The sequence below is a fragment of the Sediminihaliea albiluteola genome, assembly GCF_014077625.1.
GTDB classification, from domain to species: domain Bacteria; phylum Pseudomonadota; class Gammaproteobacteria; order Pseudomonadales; family Halieaceae; genus Sediminihaliea; species Sediminihaliea albiluteola.
This window is the reverse complement of record NZ_JACFXU010000018.1, coordinates 145303-171321: the sequence shown is the minus strand read 5'-3', so window position 1 is coordinate 171321 and position 26019 is coordinate 145303. Positions and strand designations below refer to the sequence as shown.

Annotated in this window: 25 protein-coding genes; 1 reads left to right on the top strand and 24 read right to left on the bottom strand. The window is 55.0% G+C overall.

Annotated features, from left to right (window positions below):
* Window positions 1–3 precede the first annotated feature (3 nt).
* From H2508_RS14235 to H2508_RS14130, 22 genes are all read right to left on the bottom strand, one after another.
* Window positions 4–849 (bottom strand): general secretion pathway protein GspK, encoded by an 846-nt coding sequence (locus tag H2508_RS14235; RefSeq protein ID WP_182175219.1) that lies wholly within the window; start codon window positions 847–849, stop codon window positions 4–6.
* On the bottom strand, window positions 843–1457 hold the full coding sequence (locus H2508_RS14230; RefSeq protein ID WP_182175216.1) for a prepilin-type N-terminal cleavage/methylation domain-containing protein: 615 nt from the start codon (window positions 1455–1457) through the stop codon (window positions 843–845). The genes H2508_RS14235 and H2508_RS14230 overlap by 7 nt, the downstream gene beginning before the upstream one ends.
* Window positions 1454–1852 (bottom strand): type II secretion system protein, encoded by a 399-nt coding sequence (locus H2508_RS14225; protein ID WP_182175213.1) that lies wholly within the window; start codon window positions 1850–1852, stop codon window positions 1454–1456. Before H2508_RS14225 ends, H2508_RS14230 begins: the two co-directional genes overlap by 4 nt.
* A complete protein-coding gene (locus H2508_RS14220) occupies window positions 1839–2327 on the bottom strand; it encodes a pilus assembly FimT family protein (RefSeq protein WP_182175211.1) in 489 nt (162 codons plus the stop codon). Before H2508_RS14220 ends, H2508_RS14225 begins: the two co-directional genes overlap by 14 nt.
* Complete coding sequence (gene gspG / locus H2508_RS14215) at window positions 2308–2745, bottom strand: type II secretion system major pseudopilin GspG (protein WP_182175208.1); 438 nt, start codon at window positions 2743–2745, stop codon at window positions 2308–2310. Before gspG ends, H2508_RS14220 begins: the two co-directional genes overlap by 20 nt.
* Window positions 2746–2800: 55 nt before the next feature.
* The gene (locus tag H2508_RS14210; RefSeq protein ID WP_182175205.1) at window positions 2801–4006 is read right to left on the bottom strand and encodes a type II secretion system F family protein; all 1206 of its coding nucleotides are present in this window, start codon (window positions 4004–4006) and stop codon (window positions 2801–2803) included.
* A gap of 8 nt (window positions 4007–4014) precedes the next feature.
* Window positions 4015–5760, bottom strand: coding sequence for a GspE/PulE family protein (locus H2508_RS14205; RefSeq protein ID WP_182175202.1), 1746 nt, complete (start codon window positions 5758–5760; stop codon window positions 4015–4017).
* Between the two features lie 127 nt (window positions 5761–5887).
* On the bottom strand, window positions 5888–7090 hold the full coding sequence (locus H2508_RS14200; RefSeq protein WP_182175199.1) for an acetyl-CoA C-acyltransferase: 1203 nt from the start codon (window positions 7088–7090) through the stop codon (window positions 5888–5890).
* Between the two features lie 90 nt (window positions 7091–7180).
* The gene (locus H2508_RS14195; protein ID WP_182175196.1) at window positions 7181–7972 is read right to left on the bottom strand and encodes an SDR family oxidoreductase; all 792 of its coding nucleotides are present in this window, start codon (window positions 7970–7972) and stop codon (window positions 7181–7183) included.
* Window positions 7973–7990: 18 nt separating this feature from the next.
* Entirely contained in the window at window positions 7991–9178 is a 1188-nt protein-coding gene (locus H2508_RS14190; RefSeq protein ID WP_182175192.1) for an acyl-CoA dehydrogenase family protein, read from the bottom strand.
* A complete protein-coding gene (locus H2508_RS14185) occupies window positions 9175–10344 on the bottom strand; it encodes an acyl-CoA dehydrogenase family protein (protein ID WP_182175189.1) in 1170 nt (389 codons plus the stop codon). The genes H2508_RS14190 and H2508_RS14185 overlap by 4 nt, the downstream gene beginning before the upstream one ends.
* A gap of 6 nt (window positions 10345–10350) precedes the next feature.
* A complete protein-coding gene (locus tag H2508_RS14180) occupies window positions 10351–11238 on the bottom strand; it encodes an SDR family oxidoreductase (RefSeq protein ID WP_182175186.1) in 888 nt (295 codons plus the stop codon).
* Between the two features lie 13 nt (window positions 11239–11251).
* Window positions 11252–12400, bottom strand: a complete 1149-nt coding sequence (locus H2508_RS14175; RefSeq protein ID WP_182175183.1) for an acetyl-CoA C-acetyltransferase — start codon at window positions 12398–12400, stop codon at window positions 11252–11254.
* Between the two features lie 129 nt (window positions 12401–12529).
* On the bottom strand, window positions 12530–13576 hold the full coding sequence (locus H2508_RS14170) for an acyl-CoA dehydrogenase family protein (protein WP_182175180.1): 1047 nt from the start codon (window positions 13574–13576) through the stop codon (window positions 12530–12532).
* A 21-nt stretch (window positions 13577–13597) separates the two neighbouring features.
* On the bottom strand, window positions 13598–14761 hold the full coding sequence (locus tag H2508_RS14165) for an acyl-CoA dehydrogenase family protein (RefSeq protein ID WP_182175177.1): 1164 nt from the start codon (window positions 14759–14761) through the stop codon (window positions 13598–13600).
* 12 nt (window positions 14762–14773) lie between these two features.
* Window positions 14774–15526 (bottom strand): enoyl-CoA hydratase family protein, encoded by a 753-nt coding sequence (locus tag H2508_RS14160; RefSeq protein ID WP_182175174.1) that lies wholly within the window; start codon window positions 15524–15526, stop codon window positions 14774–14776.
* 10 nt (window positions 15527–15536) lie between these two features.
* On the bottom strand, window positions 15537–16610 hold the full coding sequence (locus H2508_RS14155) for an NAD(P)H-dependent flavin oxidoreductase (protein WP_182175171.1): 1074 nt from the start codon (window positions 16608–16610) through the stop codon (window positions 15537–15539).
* A gap of 17 nt (window positions 16611–16627) precedes the next feature.
* Window positions 16628–17428 carry a CoA-transferase subunit beta gene (locus H2508_RS14150; RefSeq protein ID WP_182175168.1) on the bottom strand — a complete coding sequence of 267 codons (801 nt, stop codon included), beginning with the start codon at window positions 17426–17428 and terminating at the stop codon, window positions 16628–16630.
* A 20-nt stretch (window positions 17429–17448) separates the two neighbouring features.
* The gene (locus tag H2508_RS14145; protein ID WP_182175165.1) at window positions 17449–18324 is read right to left on the bottom strand and encodes a CoA transferase subunit A; all 876 of its coding nucleotides are present in this window, start codon (window positions 18322–18324) and stop codon (window positions 17449–17451) included.
* A gap of 37 nt (window positions 18325–18361) precedes the next feature.
* A complete protein-coding gene (locus H2508_RS14140; RefSeq protein WP_182175162.1) occupies window positions 18362–18829 on the bottom strand; it encodes an Lrp/AsnC family transcriptional regulator in 468 nt (155 codons plus the stop codon).
* Window positions 18826–19305, bottom strand: a complete 480-nt coding sequence (locus H2508_RS14135) for an Lrp/AsnC family transcriptional regulator (RefSeq protein ID WP_182175159.1) — start codon at window positions 19303–19305, stop codon at window positions 18826–18828. Before H2508_RS14135 ends, H2508_RS14140 begins: the two co-directional genes overlap by 4 nt.
* Complete coding sequence (locus H2508_RS14130) at window positions 19302–20885, bottom strand: FadD3 family acyl-CoA ligase (protein WP_235965408.1); 1584 nt, start codon at window positions 20883–20885, stop codon at window positions 19302–19304. The genes H2508_RS14135 and H2508_RS14130 overlap by 4 nt, the downstream gene beginning before the upstream one ends.
* A gap of 231 nt (window positions 20886–21116) precedes the next feature.
* Here H2508_RS14130 and H2508_RS14125 point away from each other — a divergent pair, with 231 nt between their 5' ends.
* The gene (locus H2508_RS14125) at window positions 21117–23420 is read left to right on the top strand and encodes a TonB-dependent receptor (RefSeq protein ID WP_182175156.1); all 2304 of its coding nucleotides are present in this window, start codon (window positions 21117–21119) and stop codon (window positions 23418–23420) included.
* 70 nt (window positions 23421–23490) lie between these two features.
* On the opposite strand, the gene H2508_RS14120 is transcribed toward H2508_RS14125, so the two are convergent.
* Complete coding sequence (locus tag H2508_RS14120; protein WP_182175153.1) at window positions 23491–25122, bottom strand: long-chain-fatty-acid--CoA ligase; 1632 nt, start codon at window positions 25120–25122, stop codon at window positions 23491–23493.
* A gap of 55 nt (window positions 25123–25177) precedes the next feature.
* Window positions 25178–26017, bottom strand: coding sequence for an MBL fold metallo-hydrolase (locus H2508_RS14115; RefSeq protein WP_235965406.1), 840 nt, complete (start codon window positions 26015–26017; stop codon window positions 25178–25180).
* Window positions 26018–26019: the final 2 nt, after the last annotated feature.

Below are 26019 nucleotides of genomic sequence, written 5' to 3'. Positions count from 1 at the left end.
TACCTATATCCCGTTGCCCGCCACTCTTGGCGATTCTGTACGCATAAAACTCCAGGGCAGCTCCGAACCTCCACTACCACCAGACTCCATTTTTACCCAGCGGCGTCGCAGCCACTGCTGACCACCTAAATCGACGATGGCGTCGACTCGAAACAGCGACTCACCCGCAGCCATCTCTTGGCCTAGCTCTGTGGCATCACGCTTAGCCGCTATGGCCGCAACACGCTGCGGGTCGACTTGCTCCAATGCTGCTAACACCTCAGCTGGGGCTTTGGCCCAACTCAGCCCCCCGCCGCCTTGAACCGCACGAATATCGTCACGCAGAGCATCCAGCAAAGCGCGGTTAAAGCCCGGCACTCGCAGTAAATCTTCAGGGCTCACTAACTTTGAAAAAGTTCGTGCGCGCAACTCTAACACACTCTTGGCCAGTTGCTCTGCCTCAGCAGGCTCCAAAGCACCACGTGCGGCAAACAGGGCGGCGAGCAAATTGGGCGGCGCATGATATATATCCACTAAACCTGATGCTGGGACCATTCGTACCCGAACTGGCAAAGCACCTAGCTCGAAATTGGCAGATAACTGCAACTGCTCTTGATCTCGCCGAGACGGATCGCGCAGAAAAGTAGCCATCATCAAGTGTATGGCACCATCACCAGCAGCAACAACCTTGGCTTGGGATGAATGCACTTGTGCCATTTTTACATCCATACGCCCCATGTGAACAATGCCTGCCACAAGAAGCGACATGCCGGCCAAAAACCACAGCACAATTGCCAGTGCAACTCCGCCCTGCTTGTTAGGTAGACGCTTGGGAGCCGCTGAATATTCCGCCGCGATTGCAACTACCATGGCAACTCCATGACTAAATCCGGCCAGTAGCGGTCGCGGGTTTTAATGCGCAAGCGGACCAGTGCCGGCGGCGCCCCAGGTTCCCACTTAGTGACCCAGTCATCGACAAAATTAGGGCGAAAAGCAAGGGAAAACTCCTGCAGCCCAGAAATAAGCTGCCGCGAAGCAGCATCGCTCCAGTCGACATTGCTGTTATCGTTACTTGGCTCCTGCCACAGCAAAACTAAGGCGTCACCCTGTCGCTGCACTCGCAATAAATAGGTGCCACCAAAATTTTCACCAAACAGCACCGTGGCCTTCCAAGTCATGAATGACTCATCAGCGAAAAAAAACGAACTATTTTCTGGCGGCCCACCTAGAGTAAGGCCGCCTTCATACTGCCCCTGCGCCGCCGAGGCAACTAGGGAACGCAAAAATGAACTGACGGTTCGGGTTTCATCGATGCGCTCAATGACACGATCGAGGGAAGTTTGCGTGTTAGCAAAGGTGCGTAGCGCAGAGACAGTGGCCAGCATAATTAAAGATAAAACCGCTAGGGCAACCACTACCTCGACTAAGGTAAAGCCGCGGCTAGTGTCTTTGGGTAGGCTTGGAACGCGCTTTCTCACGGTTTTTTACTGCGTCCCTGCACAACTGAAACAAGCTCAAAGCTGCGCTCTTTGCCGTCATTCCAAGACACGACAACCTTAATGTCTTGTAATAAGCCAGGATCTAACTGCTTTTTACCTGTCACTATGGGATGTGTCTCTACCGTCCAGCGAAAGCCACCTGAGGTTTCCCCAGCAGCTTGATAACCGCTGCGCGGCACTTGGGCGGAGTCAGCCAGTAAAGAGCGAGCAAGTTCCACCGCGAAAGCATAGCGCTCATCAACACGTACATTGCGCGTGGCGCCACTGGTGGCCTGGTATAAAACGCTAAGTGACAGGCTCAGAATCACCATTGCCACCACCATTTCTAGCAGGGAAAAGCCCGTCTGCTGTCGCCCGACTTTATTCAATGGCATAGCTCTCTTGGGATACTCTGCCCATTAGCCAATCGACTTTAATGCTAATGCCTGTACCGCGATTACTTTCAATATCGACCCCACCTCCCGAACTACCACCATCCGGATAAAAACGAATAACACCGGTATCAGAGCGATTCAGCTCACGCGCAGCATGCACTGTTAAGTTCATGTTGGAGGCTACCTTGGCGCTTTTGTCGCCGAGGCGCAGTAAACCTTTGTCTGGCACCACCTCTACATCTTGCACGCGGCCAGTGCTAACTGCCTGATAACGCGCCGTGGTGAAAAAGGACAGCACATCACGCACGCTTTCACGATAACGCATCGAGTCATAGACACGAACAGTGGCCGGCACAGCCACCGCCAGCACGATCGCGGCGATAGCTAGCGCCGCCATCAATTCAATCAGAGTAAAGCCCCGCGACTGCCCAGCCGGGCGAAGTTTAGCGCTGCAACTAACGCCAGTTACCCACATCGGCATCCTCTCCTTCACCACCGGGCACCCCATTCTGCCCATAGGTGAAGATGTCTATCTCGCCCTTTTCACCTGGGTATTTATAATGGTATTCGTTGTTCCAGGGGTCCAGTGGCACTTCGTTGGACTTGAGGTAGGGGCCATTCCAGCCCGCGGCATTCGCCGGCTTGCGGACTAAGGCTTTTAAGCCCTCATCGGTTGAGGGAAAGCGCCCTACATCCAATTTATACATTTCCAATGACTGCTCTAAATCTTTTATCTGAATAGCAGCAGTCTTGGTTTTAGCCCCACCCAACTGATTCAGCACTCGCGGCCCCACTAAGCTCATCAACAAACCGAGTATGGCGAGGACTACTAGCAGCTCCATCAAGGTAAAACCCTGCTGCGAACGACGCCGCTGTGAACTTGCGCTAGTCATGTGGCTTGTGAAACTCATGCTTTACCTCTCTGTTCCTAATGAAAGACCCCAGCCATTACGCTGCCAGATCATTGACCGATAAAATACCCATTAAAATAGCAATAATAATGACTGCGATCACCGCTCCCATGCCCAATATAAGCACCGGCTCCAGCAAGGTCAGGCCGCGCTTAACCCCAGACTGTACGTGATCATCAAATACCTTGGCTAATTCCAGCATCATGTGCCCCAAGCTACCTGACTCTTCCCCGACTCGAGTCATCTGTATCACCATGGGGGTAAACAGACCGGTTTCCTCCAGCGCGACTGACATGCGCTGGCCGGCTTTGACCGCTGGCGGCAAGACCATTAAGGCATCGCGAATGACGGTGTTTTCTACGGTGTCGATAGCAATGGAGATCGCCTTGAGCAGGGACACGCCATTACCCAAGAGGGTGCCGACAGTACGTGCAAACTTGGACACCTCAAACTCAAAAATAATCCCGCCCGCTAACGGCAGCTTCAACAAGCGGCGGTGAAAGCTCGCCCTACCAGCATCCGTGCGCAGCCAGCTGCGCAAATATAGGCCACCGCCAATGAGGCCTATCAGCACTAACCAGCCCCAGTCTTTAATAAAATCAGCACCGCTGATCACTGCCTGGGTTAGAGCCGGTAGCCCCTCCCCCATATCCTCAAACAAACTCTCAAACTGCGGCACCACAAAGCCCAGCATCAACACGATGGAGAGCAGCGACACCACCAACAAGATGGCCGGGTAGATAAGAGCTGATACTACGCTGTCGCGGTTGGCTTTGGCGTTTTCTAAGTACTCTACTAAGCGGTCGAGCACGGCGGACAGCTGACCGCTGGCCTCACCTGAGCGCACCATGTTGATATAAAAGGAGCCAAATACCTGCTCGTGAGCGAGCAGAGCCTGACTCAGCGCTTTACCGCCTTTGACGTCTTTGAGTAGCTCGCTGAGTAGCTCGTTCAGCGCCGGCTCAGCAGCCATGTCAATGAGCACTTTTAAAGCGCGATCTAGTGGCAAACCGGCGCGCAATAACACCGCCAGCTCAGATGTCATCGATAAGACTTCCTGCCGACCGGGCGCTTTAGCACTTTTACGCACTGCCCCAGCGGCGCCCGTGCCAGGTTCTATCTTAAGTAGTGTGAAACCCTGGCTGCGCAATTGGCGAGAGGCGATCTCGAGCCCATCCGCTTCGATACTGCCGTCGACTGTTTTGCCATCTCGCCCGATAGCTTTGTAACTAAAGTGTGGCATTTACTGACTCAGACCGTAGAACTTTCAAGATCACTGAGTTGCGCAGTAGCAACAGCGGATTCGTCTTCCGACTCACTCTGATCTTGGGTGACGCGCATCACTTCTTCTAAGGATGTGTCGCCTTTAACGACTTTGCGCAGCCCGTCTTCGTAGAGTGTAATCATGCCTTGCTTGCGCGCTGCCGCGTGTAGCAAGGTGGCATCGGCACCGGACATGATCACTCGGTGCATGGCCTCATCCAGCACGAACAACTCGTGAATGGAGGTACGGCCAGCGTAGCCAGACTGCAGGCAGTGTTCGCAGCCTTTGGCCTGATAAACGCTGCTTTGGCCTTCAGCTAAAAAGGGCTTTAAACCGTAGCGGCGGATAGCTTCCGGCGACAATTCGACTGCAGTCTTACAGTGTTTGCAGAGTGTTCGCACCAAGCGCTGGGCCAACACGCCGTTGACCGAGGAAGTGATCAGATAGCGCTCGACTCCCATGTCTTCCAAGCGGGTAATGGCGCCCGCTGCGGTATTGGTGTGCAGGGTTGAGAGCACGAGGTGACCAGTCAGTGCTGACTGCACGCCGATCTGGGCGGTTTCTGTATCGCGCATCTCACCGATCATGATGATGTCTGGGTCTTGACGCAAAATGGCGCGCAGGGCGCGGGCAAAGCTCAGCTCAATCTGGGGCTGTACCTGAATTTGGTTCACACCATCCAACTGGTATTCCACCGGATCTTCCACGGTAATGATTTTCAGGCTCTCTGAATCCAGCGATGCCAAGGACGCGTACAGCGTGGTGGTTTTACCGGAGCCGGTTGGGCCGGTGACCAAAAGCACGCCGTGGGGGCTATCGAGCAAGCCCTGATAGCGCTTGAGGGTATCTTCACTAAAGCCCATCGAGGTGAGACTGAGGCGGATACTGCCCCGGTCCAGCACGCGCATCACAATACTTTCGCCGTGCACAGTGGGGATGGTAGACACCCGCAGGTCGATCTCATGCCCTTTCACACGGGTCATAATACGACCATCTTGGGGCAGGCGGCGCTCGGCAATATTCATATGCGACAGCAGCTTAATGCGCGAGGCAATCGCTGGCCCTAAATTAGCCGCGGGCATTTCACGGGAGTCCTGCAACACGCCATCCACCCGATAGCGCAGCTGTAGCCCATCTTCAAAGGGCTCAATATGAATGTCCGAGGCGCCCATATCCACCGCGCGGTGGATAATTTGGTTCACTAAGCGAATGACCGGCGCTTCACTGGCTAGGTCGCGCAGGTGCTCAATGAACTCATCGTCGCTCTGGCCGCTGAACTGATCACTCAGCTCGTCATCTTGCTCTGAGTCATCTGCCTGCAGGTGTTGCTGCAGCGCTTTGTTGATATCGCTCTCTAGGCCAAGCACGATTTTAACTGGCCTATCCAGAGCCATCGCCAAGGCTTTGGCGATAAAAGGATCTTGTGGCACTGTGGCAGCAAAGGTCACTGTCTCATCAGTAAGCGCAACTGGCACCACAGCATTGCTAAAGAGGAAATCTTGCGCCACGCCATCGAGCTTGATGGCTTGTTCGGGGTAGTCGGCGGCCGCCTGTAAAGGAATATCGAGCTGCTCGCTCAAGGCCTGCGCCACATCCAGATCTGACACCAAGCCCAACTTGACCAAGACCTGGCCAAATAGGTCGCCCATTTCATTCTGGGCTAGCAGGGTGCGTTCCACATCCCGCTCAGAAATTTTATTTTGTTGAACTAGCAGCTCGCCAATTTTGCTCATACACGCCGTCTATTCGATTGTAAAAAAACCCGACTTTAAGCCGAGCCCAACACGACGCCATTGTAGCACAGCAAGCTGCCACCACAGCGGCGGCCAAAGCCGCCGCCATGGAGCTTAGAGTGAGGCCTTAGGCCACCTCAAACAGACCTGCTGCACCCATGCCGCCACCGATGCACATGGTGACTACTACATAGCGCACACCGCGACGCTTACCTTCGATCAGCGCGTGACCGACCATGCGCGAGCCGCTCATGCCAAAGGGGTGACCGATTGAGATCGCACCGCCGTTCACGTTCAGCTTTTCGTTATCAATGCCCAACTGATCGCGGCAGTAGATAACCTGGCAAGCGAAGGCTTCGTTAAGCTCCCACAGACCGATATCGTCAACTGTGAGGTTGTGACGCTGCAGCAAGCGGGGGATAGCAAATACTGGGCCAATACCCATTTCGTCTGGTGCACAACCGGCCACGGCAACACCGCGATAAATACCCAGCGGCTCCAGGCCCTGACGCTCTGCCAACTGGCGGTCCATCAAGACACAAGCAGAAGCACCATCGGAAAGCTGTGAGGCGTTACCGGCAGTGATGAATTGGCCCTGTGATACGAACTCGCCGCCTTTGAATACCGGCTCAAGAGACTGCAAACCTTCCAGAGTGGTTGAAGGACGGTTACCTTCGTCTTTCTCTAGGGTCACAGTTTCGTAAGTGGTTTCTTTGGTTTCGCGATTGAATACAGCCTTAGTCGCGGTCATCGGCACGATTTCATCGTCGAATGCGCCTGCTTCCTGTGCTGCGGCGGTACGCAGCTGGCTCTGCAGCGAGTACTCGTCCTGTGCATCGCGGCTGATGCCGTAGCGCTCTGAGACGATCTCAGCGGTTTCAATCATCTGGATGTAAGCCCGCGGAGAGATATCCAATACGGTTTTGGACACGTTGCGGTAGCTGTTTTTGTGCTTGGTTTGCACCAGTGAGATGGACTCCAGGCCACCGGCCACAGCGACATCGTACTCGTTGCACATAATAGATTTAGCAGCGGTAGCGATGGTCATCAGGCCAGAGGAGCACTGACGGTCCATGGTCATACCAGAAGTGGTGTCGGGCAGGCCACCGGCGATGCCACACAAGCGGCCCAGGTTATAAGCCTGAGTACCCTGCTGAGCAGCAGCACCCATGATGACGTCGTCGACCATGCTAGGGTCAACACCGGCACGCTCTACTGCCGCACGAACGACGTGGCCGCCCAGCGCGGGCGCTTCGGTGTCGTTGAAGGCACCGCGAAATGCTTTACCGATCGGCGTGCGAGCGGTGCTAACAATAACTGCTTCTCTCATTGGAATCCTCGATATACTAGTTGATTACGTTTGAGTGTGTGGAATATTCCCGATCTTAGTAAATCATTGCCTGTTGTTCTAGGCGGCTACTTAAGCCCGCTGACTAGAGCAGGACACCACTTCCCCGGTCATATAGCCTGAATAATCAGAGGCCAAGAACATCATCACGTTGGCCACTTCCCAGACTTCTGCCGCGCGACCAAAGGCTTCTTTTGACGCCAGTTCTTGCAGCAACTCCATCGGAGTGGTTTTCTTCAAGAACTCGTGGAAGGCAATAGATGGCGATACCGCATTAATTCGCACGCCGTGATCGGCAGCTTCCAATGCAGCACAGCGAGTCAGTGCCATCACGCCAGCTTTAGCCGCGGCGTAGTGAGACTGTTCTTTCTGTGCGCGCCAACCCAATACCGAAGCGTTGTTAACAATGACACCGGCACCGCGGGGCTGCATTTTTTTCAGCATGGCGCGAGTCATACGCATGGTGCCAGTCAAGGTGATATCAATCACCCGCGACCACTCGTCGTCTTCCATATCCACCAGCAACTTGGTGCCACCAAGGCCGGCGTTGTTGATCAGCACATCGACACCGCCCATCTGGGACTCTGCTGCATCAACCAGTGCTTGCACATCAGCTTCGTCAGTGACGTTTGCTATCTTGCCATAGACCGCTTCCAGTCCGGTGCTTTCTTTCAGTGTCGCAACAGCCTTGTCAAGACGGCCTTGGTGAATGTCACTGATCATCACCGCGCGAGCGCCCTCTTCTGCAGCGCGAGTGGCAGCGGCAAAACCGATACCAGCGCCGGCGGCAGCGGTGATCAACACAGATTTACCGGCCAGCAAGTTGTGACCGGGGACGTAGGGTGGTGGTTCTTTTAATGCCATGTGAGTAATTTCCCTTGTTTAGCCGCGGGGCTCTCTGGGCATACCCAGAGCACGTTCGGCGATAATGTTGCGCTGAATCTGGTTGGTGCCGCCGTAGATGGTATCTGAGCGAGTAAAGAGATACATCGACTGCAAGCGATTGAGCTCGTAGGGTGCATCTTCCAGTATTTCACTTTCCTGACCCATCACATCCATCGCTAGCTTGCCCAAATTGCGGTGCCAGCTGGCCCAGTACAGCTTGTAAATCATCGCTTCTTTTTGCAGGCTGCCATCGGCACCGCCAGAGAGCATACGCATGCTGTTGTAGCGCATGATGCGCAAACCGATATGAGCCTCAGCTATGCGGTGGCGCAAAGCGGGGTTCTGTGCTGCGCCGTTCTCTTTAGCCAGCTTGATAATGGCATCGAACTCGTTTTGGAACAGCATCTGCTGGCCGAGCGTTGATACGCCGCGCTCAAAGCCCAGTAGGCCCATGGCGACTTTCCAGCCCTCGCCCGGCTCCCCGACGATATCGCTGGCATCGCACTCAGCGTCATCGAAAAATACTTCGTTAAACTCTGAAGTACCGGTGATCTGCTCAATAGGACGTACCGTGACCCCCGGCTGATCCATAGCGACCAGGAAAAAGCCCAGGCCCTTGTGGCCCACGGATTGCGGATCAGTTCGTGCGATCACAAAACAGTATTCAGATTCGTGCGCGAGGGAGGTCCATACTTTCTGGCCATTGATGCGCCACTTGCCACTGGCTTCATCGAACACAGCTTTGGTTTTTACGTTGGCCAGGTCGGAACCGGCGCTGGGCTCAGAGTAACCCTGACACCAAAACTCTTCACCGCGCAAAATACCGGGTAGGTACTTAGCCTTTTGCTCTTCGCTACCAAATGCGATGATCGTTGGGCCGGCGAGGGTCTCGCCAATGTGGCCAATACGCCCAGGGCCACCGGCGCGGGCATACTCTTCATTAAAGATCACTTGCTGTTCGATACTGGCGCTGCGGCCGCCGTACTCTTTGGGCCAGCCAATGCAAGTCCAACCGCCTTCGTGAAGCTTGCGCTCCCAGGCTTTGCGCTCCTCTACCAGCTGGTGCTCATCACCTGGGCCACCGCGGCCACGGACACACTCGAACTCACCGACCAAGTTGGCTGCCAGCCAAGAGGCCACTTCTTCACGAAACTGTTCGTCTTCTGCGCTGAAACTTAATTTCATGCCGCACTCTCCCCATCCAGTAACTGTCGTGCCAAGCGCTCACGATGCCAGCTGGCATCGCCGAGAAAAGTCTCAGTGGATTTAGCGCGCTTGAAATACAGCTGTATGTCGTACTCGGAGGTAAAGCCCACGCCGCCGAACAATTGAATGCCACAGCCGGCATTAAAGAAGTAGGCCTCAGAGCAGTAAGCTTTAGCGATGCTTGCCGCCTCGCTGAGCTGGTCCGCGAGTGGGCCGCCCTGCAGTGACTCATCAGCCACGCAAGCTGCGTAGTACAGTGCTGAACGCCCTGCTTCGGCTTTTAACATCATGTCTGCCGCTTTGTGCTTAACCGCTTGGTAAGAAGCAATCACGCGGCCAAACTGCTGGCGCTCCTGCAGATATTCCACGGTGATATCCAGCGCTTGCTGCGTGCCACCGACTTGATCGGCGGCGATTGCCACCCGTGCCAAATCGAGGATTTGCTCCAGCTGCGCTCCGGCTTGACCGGACTCACCCAGCAGCGCTGAGGCTGGAACAGCGACCTGCTCAAAATTCAGCTCGGCCTGCTTGCGGGTTTGATCCATGGTCGGCAACCAGCGGCGGCTAACACCTGCGCTATCAGCCGGCAACACGAATAAGCTGATGCCCTGCTCACCTTCGCTGCCCGCTTCACGAGCAGCAACGATGAGCAAGTCTGCGCTGTGGCCATCAGTGACATAGCGATAGCTGCCATCTAAGACAAAACCATTGTCAGTGGCGCTGAAGGTCGCTGTCACGCTATCGCTGGCCCAGCCGCCGTTGGCAGAAGCAAAGGCTAGGGTCGCTGTTTTACCCGCTACAATTTCCGGCAAGTACTGCGCTTTCTGTTCGTCATTAGCAGCCACTAACAGCGCGTTAACGCCAAGGCATACGGTAGAGAAGAAAGGTGAGCAGAACAGGTAGCGTCCCATCTGCTCCAGCATGGCGACTAATTCAACATAGCCCAGTCCCATACCACCGTATTCTTCTGGTATATGAATGGCCTGCCAGAACATTTCTTCGCAGACACGCTGCCACAGTTGCGGGTCGTAACCCGCTTCAGTAACCATGGCGGCGCGCACCGCTTCACTGGTAGACACTTCCGCGAGAAAGGCCTCGGCCGTATCGCGGATCATCAACTGTTCGTCGGTAAAGGTAAATTCCATAGTGGATTAGGTTCCGTATACTTTCTGTGCAGGCACTTCTTCAGCCAGCAACTTGGCCACAGCGTCTTTCACTTCAGCCGGCTCCCAGCGAGCGCCTTTGTCGACACCTTGGGTAGTGCGCCAGCCATCAGCGATAGAAATTTTGCCACCCTCGGCCTCAAAGACTCGGCCAGTGACATCACTGGAGTCTGTAGAGACCAAGTAAGCTACCAGCGAGGAAACGTTTTCCGGCGCCCAGTAATCAAAGCTGCCATCTTCGGGCTTGGCCATGCGCGCTGCCATTTCTTCAACAGCGGTGGTCATGCCGGTGCGCGCTGCAGGTGCAAAAGCATTCGCAGTGATGCCGTAGCGGCCTAGCTCTGCTGCTTGGTTTAGAGTCAACGCGGCGATGCCTGCCTTAGCGGCGGCATAGTTAGATTGGCCGATAGAACCCTGCAAGCCAGCACCAGAGGTGGTGTTGATGATGCGTGCGTCCACTGCCTGGCCTTCTTTAGACAGACCGCGCCAGTAGTGCACCGCGTGCGAAGAGATGCAGAAGTGGCCTTTCAGGTGCACCGCCATGATGGTGTCCCACTCAGCTTCTGTCATCGAAGCAAACATGCGATCGCGGTTGACGCCAGCGTTGTTCACCACAGCGTGCAAGCCGCCGAAGGTATCGATAGCTTGTTTAACCGCATTGATGCTGTCGTCGTAATTAGTGATGTCAGAGGTATTCACTACCGCGGAACCGCCGGCTGCCGTGATCTCATCGACAACTGCTTGGGCGGCTGCTTCGTTGATGTCGTTGACAATCACGCTAGCGCCTTCAGAGGCCAGTACGCGAGCGTGTGCTGCGCCGAGGCCGCCACCGGCTCCAGTAATGATAACGACGCGTCCTTCACAAATCCCAGTCATAACAATCTCTTCCTTACAAGCGTTCAATAATGGTGACGTTGGCCTGACCACCGCCTTCGCACATGGTCTGCAGACCATAGCGGCCGCCAGTGCGCTCTAATTCGTGCAGCAGAGTGGTCATTAGCTTAGTGCCGGTTGCACCCAGTGGGTGGCCCAGGGCAATCGCGCCGCCGTTCACATTCATTTTTTCGTGGGGATAGCCGGTCTCTTTCATCCAAGCCATGGCCACCGAAGCAAAAGCTTCGTTGATTTCAACCAGGTCGATGTCTTCCAGCTTCATGCCAGCCTTTTTCAGCGCGTAAGCGGTGGCAGGAATGGGCGCTGTCAGCATCCAAATGGGGTCTTCAGCGCGCACGCTCATGTGTGCAATGCGAGCTCGAGGCGTCAGGTTGTAACGCTTCAGAGCCGCCTCGGACACAATCAGCATGGCTGAGGATGCATCACAAGTCTGACTGGCAACGGCAGCAGTGATCGAGCCACCCTCTTCCAGCGGCTGCAACTCGGCCATTTTTTCCATCGAGGTGTTGCGCGGTGTTTCGTCCATCGTCACGCCGTTCATGGGGACGATTTCACGATCGAAGCGGCCTTCTGCAATCGCCTTCAGAGCACGGGTGTGAGATTCCAGGGCAAAAGCTTCCATCTGCTCACGGCTCAGGTTCCACTTGTCAGCGATCATCTGTGCCGACTTAAACTGAGAGACCGGCACATCACCGTAGCGCGCTACCCAGCCTTGGCTGCCAGAGAAAGGATCGGAAAAGCCCAGTGGCTCTGCCGCAATCATCGCCGAAGAAATCGGAATCTGGGTCATGGTCTGTACGCCACCGGCGATGACCACATCGTTAACTCCAGACATCACAGCTTGGGCAGCAAAGTGCACCGCCTGCTGAGAGGAGCCACACTGGCGGTCGATCGTTGTGCCAGGCACTTCATCGGACAAGCCAGCAGCAAGCCAAGCCGTGCGAGCGATGTCACCCGCCAGCGGGCCAATGGCATCCACACAGCCGAACATCACGTCGTCGTATTCGTTGTCGGGAATGCCGTTGCGCTCCACCAGTGCACGCAGCACATGAGCGCCTAAATCGGCACCGTGAACCTCAGAGAGACCGCCTTTACGGCGCCCAGTGGGTGAGCGTAATGCATCTACTATGTAGGCGTCTGCCATGGTTTGCTTCCTCTCAAAACGTCAATTCAAAGCAGCAGCGATAACTATCTACCGCTGTCTGTCACAATTATTCTGCGCGACTGTCGCCAGTGTCAGCCCACTCTAGTGGCTTAAACACTCGACAGCTTGTTACGCAAAGGTCGTTCCCGCACCGAGCGCTGCGCCGTCGGCAAAGATATGCTCGGCGATGCGCTGCTTGTGGAAGCCGGTATCACCAAAGCTACCTGCAAGGGCCCAGGCTTTCTTCATGAAAATGTGCAGATCTACTTCCCAGGTATAGCCCATTGCGCCGTGCACCTGAATGCTGTTTTTAGCGGCTAAATTAGCTGCTTCACAAGCTACCAGCTTGGCGTGGGACACTGCCTCACTGGCGCCCGCGGCATCTTCTGCCAAGGCATAAGCGGCGCGGTGTACCGGCGCTTTGGCATATTCCAAACGCACCGCCACGTTGGCCATGTGGTGCTTCACTGCTTGGAAGCTGCCAATCGGCTTGCCAAACTGCTGGCGCTCTGAGCTGTACTGCACAGAGATGTCTATCATGCGCTGGGCCAAGCCCAGTGCCTGAGCAGCGGCGCCCAGTGCACCGCGATCCAAGACCGCCTGATACAAGGCTTGGGCCTGATCGCCAGTGGCCACAGGCTTAGCATCACTGCCCAGCTCTACGGCATATAAACGTCGCGAAGGGTCGACTGAGGGGTTGTAGCGTGTGCTGAATTGCTCGGCAGTCAGCACATAAAATGCCTCTGGCTCAGCCCACAGCAACAGGCCGGCCTGAGCTGCATCTTCGACCAAGCCATTTTCGCTACAGCCAACAGCCACGCGCAATTCACCGCTGGCAATACGCGGCAAGTATTCGCTGGCAGCTTCGCCACCTAGCCGGCTCAGTACAGGTACCGCAACTAAAGCCGTATTGACCAGCGGCTCAGGCAGTGCCACATAACCGCACTCCTGGGCCAGCAGCACAAAGTCCAGTTCGTTCATGCCCAGACCGCCAAAGTCTTCAGGCACGGTCATTCCGCATAAACCCAGCTCGGCCAGTTGCTGCCACAGTTCTGCATCGCGGCCGTCATCCTTTTCCCAGCTGGCACGCACTCGCTCTGGGGTCACTTCATTGACCAGAAAATCCCGCACCGAATCGCGGAACAGGAGCTGGTCTTCGCTAAATGTAAAATCCATAGTGATTCTCTTTAAAAAAACCTAGCGCGGCATGCCCAGCATACGCTCGGCGATGATATTGCGTTGAATTTCGTTGGTACCAGCATAGATCGGCCCAGACTGAGCAAACATCCAGCCATCCAGCCAAGTGCCGACACCCTGAGCATCCGGTGCGTGAGGCAGCAATTCTGCCCTAGCGCCCAGCAGACTCATCGCAGTGCCGTGCATGTTCTGGTCTAGCTCTGACCAGAAGATCTTGTTAGTGGAGGACTCAGCGCCAATTTTGCCACCTTGGCTCAAGCGGCAAGCTGTCTGGTAAGTGCTCAAGCAGTAGCTCTCGGCATCCATCCAGGCGCGAATCACCGCATCGCGAACCCCTGGGTCGCGATCCGCTGAAGCCTGATTAGCACGATAGAGCTCGACCAAGCGGCGCGCGGTCTCTTGGAAGCGCGCAGGTGAACGCAACATCAAGCCGCGCTCAAAACCGGCAGTGGCCATGGCCACACTCCAACCAGCACCTTCATCACCGAGGCGGTTGCTGACATCCACTTCGACATTATCAAAGAAGATTTCGGCAAAACCTGGCAGACCGTCTAGTTGAGGGATTGGGCGCACGGTGATTCCGGGTGTATCGAGGGGCACCAAAATAAAGGTCAAACCGCGATGGCGCTCAGACTCGGGATCAGTGCGGAACATGCCAAACAACCAGTCAGCCCATACCGCACGGGTAGACCAGGTTTTTTGACCATTGATGATGTATTTGTCGCCTTCGCGCTTGGCAGTGGAGCGGATCGCCGCCATATCAGAGCCTGCATTGGGCTCAGACCAACCTTGGGCCCAGACGTCTTCGCCGGTGGCCATGCGAGGCAGGAAGCGCTCTTTTTGCTCCTGTGTGCCGTACTCCATCAAGGTGGGGCCAAGCAGGAAAATACCGTTCTGGTTAACGCGCAAAGGCGCGCCAGCGCGGTAGTACTCTTCTTCAAAAATCAGCCATTCAATGAGATCGCAGGCGCGACCACCGAGATCTTCTGGCCAGGTCACCATGCCCCAGCGACCTTTATTCAAAGTGGCTTCCCACTCGCGGTGCTGCTGGAAGCCTTCCTCAGTGTCGAAGGTTTTCAGCGGCTCCGCTGGCACATTCTCAGCCAGCCACGTGCGGATTTCCTCGCGAAAGGCGTTTTGTTGCTCTGTAAAGTTCAGCTTCATATCTGGTCCGTATTAAAACTTAGCATCGCGTTTTTGTACGAAGGCATCGCGGGATTCCTGCGAATCGCCCATGGTGTAGGCTTCTAGGGTGAAGCCCTGCTCCCAACGATATTTGTCTTCCAGGTTGCCGTCTTCAATACCGGTCAGCGCCTCTTTGGCGAGCTTCACCATGGCCGGAGACTTGGCAGCTATCTTGGCGGCAATTTCCCGAGCAGCATCACGCAACTCATCGCGGGGAACGACTTTTTCGATGGCACCTAAGCGGTAAGCTTCAGCGGCATCAATGAACTCACCGGTGAAGTACATGTAGCGGACTTTTTGCACGGGGAACAGACGCTGCAAGTGAGCGCCGCCACCCATCGCGCCGCGATCGATTTCGGGTACACCAAAGCGGGCACAGTCAGAAGCTACCAAGATATCGGCAGCGCCAGCCATGCCAATACCACCACCGAGCACAAAGCCGTGCAGGGCAATAATGACTGGCTTGGGATTGCGGTGAATAGCACGGAAAGTTTCGTAGTTGCCCTTGTTTACATCGACAATACGGTTAGGTTCAGCGGCCAACTCTTTGATATCAACGCCGGCGCAAAAGCCTTTACCTTCTGCGGCGATGACAATCACATTCACCTCATCGTTTGCACCCAGTGCGTCAATCTCTGCCGCAATGGCAAACCAGCCCGCTGAATCAAAAGCATTTACTGGTGGCTTGTTCAGTACCAGCTCGGCAATACCTTCGCTGATACTTGTGTTAAACACTGCTGTCATTGTCTCTTCCTTAGTTAGTTGCGGCGCGCGCGGCAAGCTGCGCTAAACGCTGCTCCGCCTCTGCGGCAATACCGCTAATCAGCTCTTCACAGCTCAGCAAAGTATCGATGACACCTGCCACTTGCCCGCTGGGCAAAACGCCCTCCTCGGGGTGGCCGTCAACCATTGCTTTCTGAATAATCATCGGCGCGTTAGCCGACATAATGGCCTGGGCGGCAGTCAAGTCGCCAGCACCGCGCATCGCCACTGCAGACTTAAGCAGGCTGCCAAGGCTTGCTCCGGTGTGCTTACGAAAAGCCAAGCCATTTTGGATGGCAATCCATAATTTCTTCAGTGCTCCAGCTTTTTCTAGCTCGGCTAGCAGCTCGTTCATAATCATGCGCTGTGGCAAGCCGTCCATCGCTGTCGAACGAATAATCTGCGCCGGATCTTTACAGGCTAGATAACGCTCCAGAGTTGCGTTGGGTACCGGGCTTTCCTTAGTCAGCAAAAAGCGCGTACCCATGGCAATGCCGTCGGCGCCCCAAGCCATGGCCGCAACTAAACCGCGACCATCTTTGAAGCCACCTGCGGCCACTACGGGGACTTTGCCGCCCACCGCATCAATGACCTGCGGAATCAGTAGCGTTGTCGGTACAGCACCGGTATGACCGCCGCCTTCGCCGCCCTGCACCGTCACCACATCAGCGCCTAATTCAACGGCTTTGATGGCGTGCTTGGGCAAGCCGACAGTTGGCATGCAGACCACACCGGCATCTTTTAACTTGCGGATGAACTCGGGACCCGGCGAACGCGAGTAAGACACTGCGCGCACTCCGTGGCGAATGACCATATCCACGATGTCGGCCGCGTTGGGCTGGTACATGTGGAAGTTAACCCCGAAAGGCTTATCGGTCAGTTCCTTCACACGCAGTATGTCGCGCTCCATTTCCTGCGGCGGAATGGTGGCGCCAGCCAAAAAGCCAAAGCCTCCGGCATTACAACTTCCGGCCACTAGATTGGGATCTGCCACCCAGCCCATTGCGGTTTGCACAATGGGGTAGCGGCAACCTAGTAACTCGGTGAGACGGGTATCCAAGTTCATACTTTCAACGCACCTTTTTAGCCGCGGTTTCCGGGTGGGTTATCTTTGATCTGGTAGGCCCGCTGATTGTGCGGATCCAAACCGGCGATAATTTCCAACTGCTCTACGGTTGGCGCAGCTGTGGTGGGCAGGTTTTCCGGCATGCACAGTTCAAAGCCAGTATTTTCCTTCACCTGCTCCGCTGTCACCCCAGGGTGAAGTGAAAGCACGCGCAGTTGATGATCGGGGCCGCCGAAGTCCATCACACAGAGGTCGGTAACGATGCGGTGAATGTCCACATCTTCCAAGCTGTGACCTTTTGGTAGACGGGCTGGGTTGTAACCGATAGAGGAAACGTAATCACACTCGCCTTCGATGAATACACGCGTATTGTGCGAGGGCACAAAGAAGCTGTTGCGGTGCGAAATTGAGTTGCCAGGGAAACCCCGTGCGCCCAGCATCATCACTTTGGGCTGCTCATAGGTACCGCCCAGAGCTGAGGTGTTGGTCTGGCCAAAACGGTCAATCTGAGTGGGTCCAAGCATGGCGTGACGCTTGCGGCCCCACACGTTGTCAAAAATGCGTGAAAAACCCATCCACGACTCATTCTTCTGCACGAAGTCCGCGCCGCGATCACCCAGTGGGTTGGGCTCGCTCAGCATAAATGCTTCGGAATCCGTCATCATCATATCGGGGTTAAAGGTTTTCATTGCCAAGCTAGCGGCCAGGCGAGGAACCACGCCAATGCCAGTTGCGAGTTTTTCACCATCGTCACGAAATGCTTCGGCACAGGCCACGATGCACAATTCGGCAAGGGTATATTCTGTTGCTGCGGTCATGGTATTAACTCCTTCGCCGTTTAGTAAATGGGTAATGCGATATTGCGGATAGCGTCTAGGCCACCCACGCGCTCTTGGTATTCTGCTTCATCTTTGCCCAAGAACTTCTCACAGTAGGCGGCAAAGCCACCCTCTTCTTTAGCGCTTGCGACGTAGGTCTTAAAGTGTGGCACGTCAAAGCCGTACTGCGGATTGCAGGAGCTCGGGTGGGCACCACCGGGAATTTCAACCACAGTGGTAGTCTCGCTGCGCTCCCAGAACACTTGACGGGCACGGATTGGGTCGTGGAAATAATCGGTATCGACAATTTCTTCGCAGGACACAATAGTGGTGTCTGCTGCGCGCACAAACCAGTCATCTAAGTAGTGGTCTGGTCCTTCGATTTGACAAACACCGCGAGCATCGGCGCGATCGGCGTGAATCAGAGCCACATCCAGCTTAATCGCAGGCATGGCAACCCACTCTTTGTCATCGTAGGGGCTGTCGATTACTTTAATTTCTGGGTTGTGAGTGATCACGTCTGTACCCAGGCCCACTTCTGTAGGAATGTAAGGCATGCCCCATGCCGCTGCGCGCAAGCCCAGCAGCAGCATGCCTTCGTCAATTTCCATCACTTCAACGGCACCGTTCTGACGTGCCTGACGGAAATAGGGCTCCAGAGGAATAAAGTCCAGTGATACGAAGGCAAAAATAACCTTCTTCACTTTGCCTGAAGCGCAGAGCATGCCAACATCGGCGCCACCGTAGGCTACGATGGTCAAGTCTTTAAGGTCGGAGCGCAGGATTTCCCGCACTAGCGCCATCGGCTTGCGCCGTGGCCCCCAACCACCCATGCCGATGGTCATGCCGTCGCTAATCTGTGCTACCGCGTCCGCGGCGCTGAGTCGTTTGTCCATAACTGTTCCCTGATTACATTACACGTTGCTATGAGCGTTACTGAACGATCCGCGCCATGCGGTAATCGTGTTTCACAAAATTGACCCCTAAAGTGCTTTCGGTACGACGCACTCCTGGAATCGAACTGATTTGACCGTAAACAAATTCCGCCAAGTGCTCGTGATCGCGCACCATAGTAATGGCGAGTATATCTGAACGGCCTAACATTTCGCCGACAAAGCCCAATTCGCGGATGGTCGCCATCTTGCGAGCCACCTCCCGCACCTGTGAAGTGCGCTCAACCTCAACCCAAATATAGGCCAAGCACACATCGCGGAAGCGATCGATATTGGTGAAGGCGGTAATACGAATCTGTTTCTTTTCCTCCATCCGCTTCACGCGGGCGCGCACTGTACCTTCGGTGACACCCAGCTCTGCAGCAATCTGGCGGTTACTGGTACGCGCATCCTGAGACAATCGATTGACGATCGCGCGATCCACATCGTCCAACCTGCGCCGGGTCACAATGGCACCCAGTCAGGCTGATTCTTAAGTACATCTACGGCTAATGATGGCGTCAGGCGCCGCACCCCTGGCAGTTTCGCCAAACGGTCCGATAACAGTGTATGCAGTGCAGCCTGATCTTCGGCCACAACGAGGGCTTCGATATCGTGCGTCCCCACCACCACGTTGACGGAGAAAACCTCTGGAATCTCCGCCATACTTCTCGCCACACTTTCTGGCGTGCGATTTTCCACCTGCACACCGACTGACAATAACATGTTGTAGCCAGACACTTCGATATCTGTGACGGCCACCACTCGCATAGTGTTGGAGTCCTCGAGGCGTCTGACACGCCCGCGCACCGTTGCCTCGGTCAAGCCCAGCTGCCGCGCAATAGCACGAAAGGGTAGACGGCCATCTTCTCGCAGCAAAGCGATAATCTGATGGTCCACCTCATCCAAATACAGGTGGCTATCAATGGCAACGGGGTTACTCAACCCTCTGCAACCATCATGTCGCGCAGTTCATTTTTTAGCACTTTGCCGCCAGCATTCACCGGCAACGCGTCTAAAAAGCGCACTGAGCGTGGGACTTTATAGTTCGCCATATTTTGCCTAGACCAAGCAATGACCTCAGCCTCATCCAGCGTCACGCCATCAACCAGCACCAGGTAAGCGCGGGCCACTTCACCCAAGCGTTCATCTGGCGCACCAATTACAGCGGCACGGGCCACGCCGGGCATGTTGCACAAAATGTTTTCGATTTCTGCCGGGTAGCAGTTAAAACCGCCGACAATAAACATGTCCTTGATGCGGTCGGTGATGCGCACATAGCCATCTTCATCCATCACGCCTACATCACCGGTCTTCAACCAGCCATCATCGCTCATGGTGGCGGCAGTTTCCTCTGGGCTATCGAGGTAGCCCTGCATCACGTTAAAGCCACGGCACCAGATCTCGCCTTCTTCACCAGCAGGGACCGTATTGCCTTCGCTATCGACACATTTCATTTCCACACCTGGCATCGCACGACCAGAAGTGTGTGAGATACGCTCTGCGCTATCATCAGGGCGACAGATGGATACCACACCACAGGTTTCAGTGAGGCCGTAGGCTGTCACTACTGTTTGGAAACCGAGCACTTCGCGCATCTGCTTAACGAGCGACACCGGCACCGGTGCAGCTCCAGTCACCGCAAGGCGTAAACTGCTTAAATCGTAGTCTTCCCGCCGCGGGTGTGCCAGCAGCGACTGATAAATTGTCGGCGGCCCTGGGATTACCGACACGCGATCCCGAGCAATCTGCTCGAGCACAGCATCGACATCAAAACTGCGTACCGGCAATATGCAGGCGCCGCTGATCAGCGCTGCTAACCAGCCCGCCTTATAGCCAAAGGCGTGGAAAAATGGATTGATAATCAAATAATTATCATCTGCGCCCAAGCCAACGGTGGCACTCCAAATAGCAAAGCTCTGTAAGTTTTGGGCATGACTAGTAATCACACCTTTGGGGCTGCCGGTGGTGCCAGAGGTAAATAAAATATCGAGGGTATCTTGCGGGTCCAGTTCTGCTGCTCGCGCCTCAACCTCGGCTTCTTCAACCGCTTCGGCATGAGCCAGAAAGTCTGTCCAGGACTCAGTGCCTTTGACCTCGCTTCCTTCCAGCATGACCATCCCTTCTAGAGCTGGCAGGTCTTCGCCCTGCAACATGTCTGGGTAATGGTTGCCCAAAAACTCTGGCACTGTGAACAGCCAGCGCGCGCCACTGCTGCGCAAAATATAGGCAGCTTCGCTGCCCTTGAGGCGGGTATTGAGCGGCACCATCACGCCACCCAAAGTTTGTGCACCCAATGCAGTGATGATCCACTGGTACATATTAGGTGCCCAGATGGCGATGCAATCGCCCTTGCGCAAGCCTTTTGCCGCTAGGGCTCGGGCGGCCTGCAAACGGGCTTGGTTAATCTCAGTGTAGCTTAGCTCAACGCTACCATCGCGTAGAGCAAGGCTGTCACCGTGCTTTATTGCTGCCTCCGCCACCACTTGGGGTACGGTTTTACTCATCATATCCGGAGCTGTCATGGCGAAAAATCCTGCGAGCGGCATTAAAAGATGTATTTCCAGCACACATATTAGATAGCCAAATCACTTCCAACAAGCGCTTTTCGTAAATTTTTTTCCTAAAAACTACGAATATTGTAAATATTTGCTCTCTTAGTCCTATTCTATCGCACTCTGCTCTGGCAAGATCGTACCGCTTAATTTTCGGGAGCCTCCCGAAGTTCGGCTCATCCACTCAGGAGTATTTGACTTATGCGCCACCCCTTCACCCGACACGGCCTCACACTAGCCGTGGCCTTGGCCTCCGGCCTGATGACCCAAAACCTCGCCGCCCAGGCGCTGGAAGAAGTGATCGTCACCGCTCAGAAACGCAGTGAATCACTGCAGGACACCCCCATCTCAATTAGCGCCTTCAACAGCGAAGCGATTGAGAGCATGGGCCTGAACAACGTTAAAGATATCGGTCTGGCTACCCCCAGCCTGCAAACGCCAGCCTACCCCACCAGCAGCAACAACCTGGCCTACTTTATTCGCGGCATTGGCAACACCGACTCCATCATCTTGACCAAAGACAACACCGTTGGGGTTTACTATGACGGCGTCTACGCTGGCCGCAACACCGGTGTACTGGCTGACCTAAGCGATTTAGAGCGCATCGAAATTCTGCGCGGCCCCCAGGGCACTCTCTACGGGCGCAACACGACTGCCGGTGCAATCAGCTTTGTGACCAAAAAGCCCAGCGGTGAATTCGCCCTAGACCAAACCTTCACTGCTGGTAACTACGGTTATAAGCGTTCCGTCACCAGCGTTGACCTGCCAACTGTTGTCGGCGTTAAGTCCTCTGTGTCTGTCGCTTTGAGCGAGCGTGATGGCTGGGTTAAGAATGGCGGCGCTGGCAAAATCGCCGGCGGCGAGTACAACGATTTCTACCTGGAAGACAAAAAAGGGCTGCGCATCGCCCTGCGCTACGACCAGGTAGATGACTTGATCATTGATTACAGCTTTGACTACTCCGACATGGACACTACCGCGCCCTACTTCCAGTACGCGGGTGACACCGGTGCCGGCCTGAACATTGCTGGCGGTGATATTAGCGCTAGCTATGGCGACCGTCTGGAAAAAACATTCGATGCCAACACTGGTCAGCGTCGCGCTTACAACCTGCCCATAACCACCACTAAGACACGCGGCCAGTCACTGACTGTGCAGTACGACATCAACGACTTCCTGAGCTTCAAGTCCATCACCGGCTACCGCGCCTTTGATGACAACTTGTCACAGAACTTCGCCAATGCTTTCGGCGGCGCATCAGGCCTTGAAATTCACACCATCACCGAGCACGAGCAGTACACGCAAGAGTTCCAGCTCAGCGGCATGACCGAGCGCTGGAAGTATGTCGGTGGCTTGTACTACTTGAAAGAAGAAGGCTCTGCTGCCGAGCAACAGTTCCTCGATCGCGCGCTGGTCGACACCACTGGCTTGATCGCTTTTGATAGCAACGGCCCCTGTGTATCTGGCGCCTTTGGTGCTGCTCCCCCGGTGTGTAATGTGCTGGACCCAATGTTCTACCCAGCCTACCTAGGTGAGTTCACCGTCGATAGTGAAGTAGAGTCCTACGCCATCTACGGCCAGGCGACTTGGACCCCTGACATTCTTGATGATCGCTTGGATGTGACTTTTGGCGCCCGCTACACTGAAGACGATCGCAGCGCCTCGCGCACTACCGATGCACTGCTGTGGGGCACGCTTAACCCAGGCAGCAACAGCAGCAGCCTCGATCAGGATGACTGGAAGCTGAACCTCAACTACAGCTGGACTGACTCTGTATCGACCTATGCGACCGTTGCTACGGCATTCCGCTCCGGCGGCTCCAGCCCTAAAGCCTTGGACTTCTCTGAGACTTTCGACCAGGAAACATTGGTCAGCTATGAGCTAGGTGTTAAGTCAGAGCTGCTGGACAATCGCGTGCGCCTCAACGCCGCGGTATTCCAGACCAACATCGACGATGTTATCCTCGACTACCTACCTGACCCAGTCAGAGCCCCCAATATCGTCAGTATTTTCAACTCTGGCGAAGCTGAAATTCGCGGCCTAGAAATTGACCTGTTGGCAGCTATCAGCGCTAACTTCCAAGTCAGCGTCAACTACGCTTATCTTGATTCTAAAATCAAGGACGCGATTTTCCCCGACGGCTCTGACCGCACCAAAACCACTGTATTGGCTTGGTCACCAGAGCACGCCTACAGCGTAGCTGTCGACTACAACCTGCCTCTGAACGACCTGGGTGAGCTTAAAGCACACCTGGACTACTCCTGGCAGGATGATCAGTATGCTCTGTCCAACACCAACGAAGGTGAAGTGCTGGTCGATGACTTTGGCACGCTGAACGCACGCATCAGCTTGGACTATGTTCAAATGCTCGGTGGTGAGTGGCAGGTAGCTCTGTGGGCTAAAAACCTGACTGACGAAGACTCAGCGAACTACCGTATCGGTATGACTGCCTTCACCTTTATGCAGCCGCGTACTTACGGTCTGGACCTGCGTTTCCGCTACTAGGAATAACGCTGCTCCAATAAAAACGGCCCGCTGCAATGCAGCGGGCCGTTTTTATTTGTACTGCAGTAAGTTAGACCTCAGGAAATTTATAATCCTTGAACTGCTCACGCAGACTCATTTTCTGAATCTTGCCGGTCGCCCCATGAGGCAGCTCATCCACAAACTCCACTGCATCTGGCTTCCACCATTTGGCAATCTTGCCGTCAAACCAGGCCAGCATCTCTTCTACAGTCAAGTCTTGCCCCTCAGATGAGCGCACCACCACTAGCAAGGGGCGTTCACTCCACTTCGGATGGGGCTGACCAATCACCGCAGCTTCCGCAACTTTAGGGTGATCTGTAGCGATGTTTTCTACTTCAATCGATGAAATCCACTCACCCCCGGATTTAATAACATCCTTGGTGCGGTCAGTGATTGCGACATAGCCATTGGCATCAATAGTCGCTACGTCACCCGTTTCAAACCAGCCATCAGCGCGGTGTGCATCGCTCTTGTCCATGCGGAAATAGCCTGAACAAACCCAAGGACCGCGCACCAGTAAACTGCCGTAAGTCACGCCATCCCAAGGCAACTCTTGATCCGCGTCATCGACAATTTTTACTTCAACGCCAAATACTGGCCGCCCAGCCTTAAGGCGCAGCTTGGCAAACTCCTCCTCACTGTAGCTATCGCGAAACTCGGCGCTTGCGTTAACGGTTCCCAGTGGACTGGTCTCAGTCATGCCCCAGCCAACACGGGACTCGACGCCGTAGTGATCTAAATCCTCCATCACTGATAAAGGACAAGCGGCACCACCGACAATAATACGTTTCAAACTATCAATACGCTCACCGCTAGACTTGAGGTGGGCGAGCAAAGCTAACCAAACTGTAGGGACCCCCGCGGACTTGGTGACCTTTTCTTCGTTGATCAAGGCCGCCAGTACTTCCCCGTCGCCCATCTTATTGCCGGGAAACACGATTTTAGCGCCCGCCATAGGTGCAGAATAGGGAATTCCCCAGGCATTCACATGAAACATCGGCACAATGGGCAACACCACATCATGACCTGAAAAAGAGATGCCATCGGGCATCATTGCGCCATAAGCGTGCAATAGGGTCGAGCGATGCGAATAGAGCACCCCCTTGGGGTTGCCGGTAGTGCCTGAGGTGTAGCACAGTGCACAGGGCTCTTCTTCGTCCAGCTCAGGCCACTCAAAGTCACTGTCAAACTGCTGCAGCAATGTCTCGTAGCACAGCACATTGGCCAGTGAGGTTTCCGGCATATGGCTTTCTGAGCTCAGTACCACCCACGCTTTTACCGTCGGGCACTGGTCAGCTATCGCCTCCGCCAGAGGCATAAAATCTGGATCCAGAAAAACGTAGCGATCCTCGGCATGGTTGATGATATAGACCAGTTGCTCAGGAAACAGGCGCGGGTTAATAGTGTGGCAGACATAGCCACTGCAGGCTGAGGCGTAATAGGTTTCAAAGTGCCGGTAATCATTCCAGGCCAGAGTCGCGATGCGATCACCACGCTCCAGCTCCCAGCTCGCCAGGGCATTTGCCAACTGCCGAGCGCGGGCAAAAGACTCGGCATATGTATAGCGATGGCGTGGGTTGTCTCTGGTAACTGAGACTATTTCGGTACTGCCGTTTACCCTCTCAGCATGCCTCAAGATTGAGGTTACTGTGAGGGCTGAATTCATCATCAAACCGTTCATCTACATCTCCGCTGTACTACATTGTTATTTTATATTGCGGTCTGCTTCGGCGATCTTAAGTTGTCGGCGTAAGCAGCTCCCAGCGCTGGTCGTCATCGCGACGCACGTGGCCTTCTTGCAAGAGTTTGATCAAATGTGCCGCCAAAGACAACTTAGCCCACTCATGACGTGAGCTGTCTACATCATCGTAAACCACTTTAACCAGCGCATCGGTGTCCACGCAGCCCAACTGCTGAAGGCCTGCCAGCACTTTGCGCTCGCGCGCCATGCGGTGCTCAACCAAATGCGCCACCTCAGCACGAGGCTCTAGGATTAAGTCACCGTGGCCCGGGGCGATGGACTGCAATGGGTAATCAAGCAATAGCTGCAAAGACTCCACGTAGGCTTTCATGTCGCCACCGGGCGGCACAATAACCACTGTCGAGTCTTTCATAATATGGTCGCCAGCGAACAGCATGCCCTCTTCTTCAAGAAAAAAGCAGAAATGATTGCTGACGTGACCTGGGGTATGTACTGCGCGCAGCCGAAAGTCCGCTGTCTCTAGAAGATCATTGTGCTGCAACTCCTGCGTCGGCTGAAAGGTATCGTCCTGAAAACGATCGTCCGCGGGTAGAGCACCAAGCACTTCGGCACCAGTGGCCTCGGCCACCGCCTGCCAGGCAGGTGAATGATCGGGGTGGGTATGGGTGCAAATAATCCATCGAATACGGCCATCTCCAGCCTTAAGGATGGCCTCGATATGCTCTGCTATCGCTGGACCGGGGTCCAGCACAGCAATTGCTTCTTTACCTAACAGATAGGTGTTCGTACCAGGCCCGGTCATCATGCCTGGGTTGGGCGCCACTAAGCGCCGCACCCGGTCGTTGAGGGCATAGGGTATGCCATGCTCCAACATCT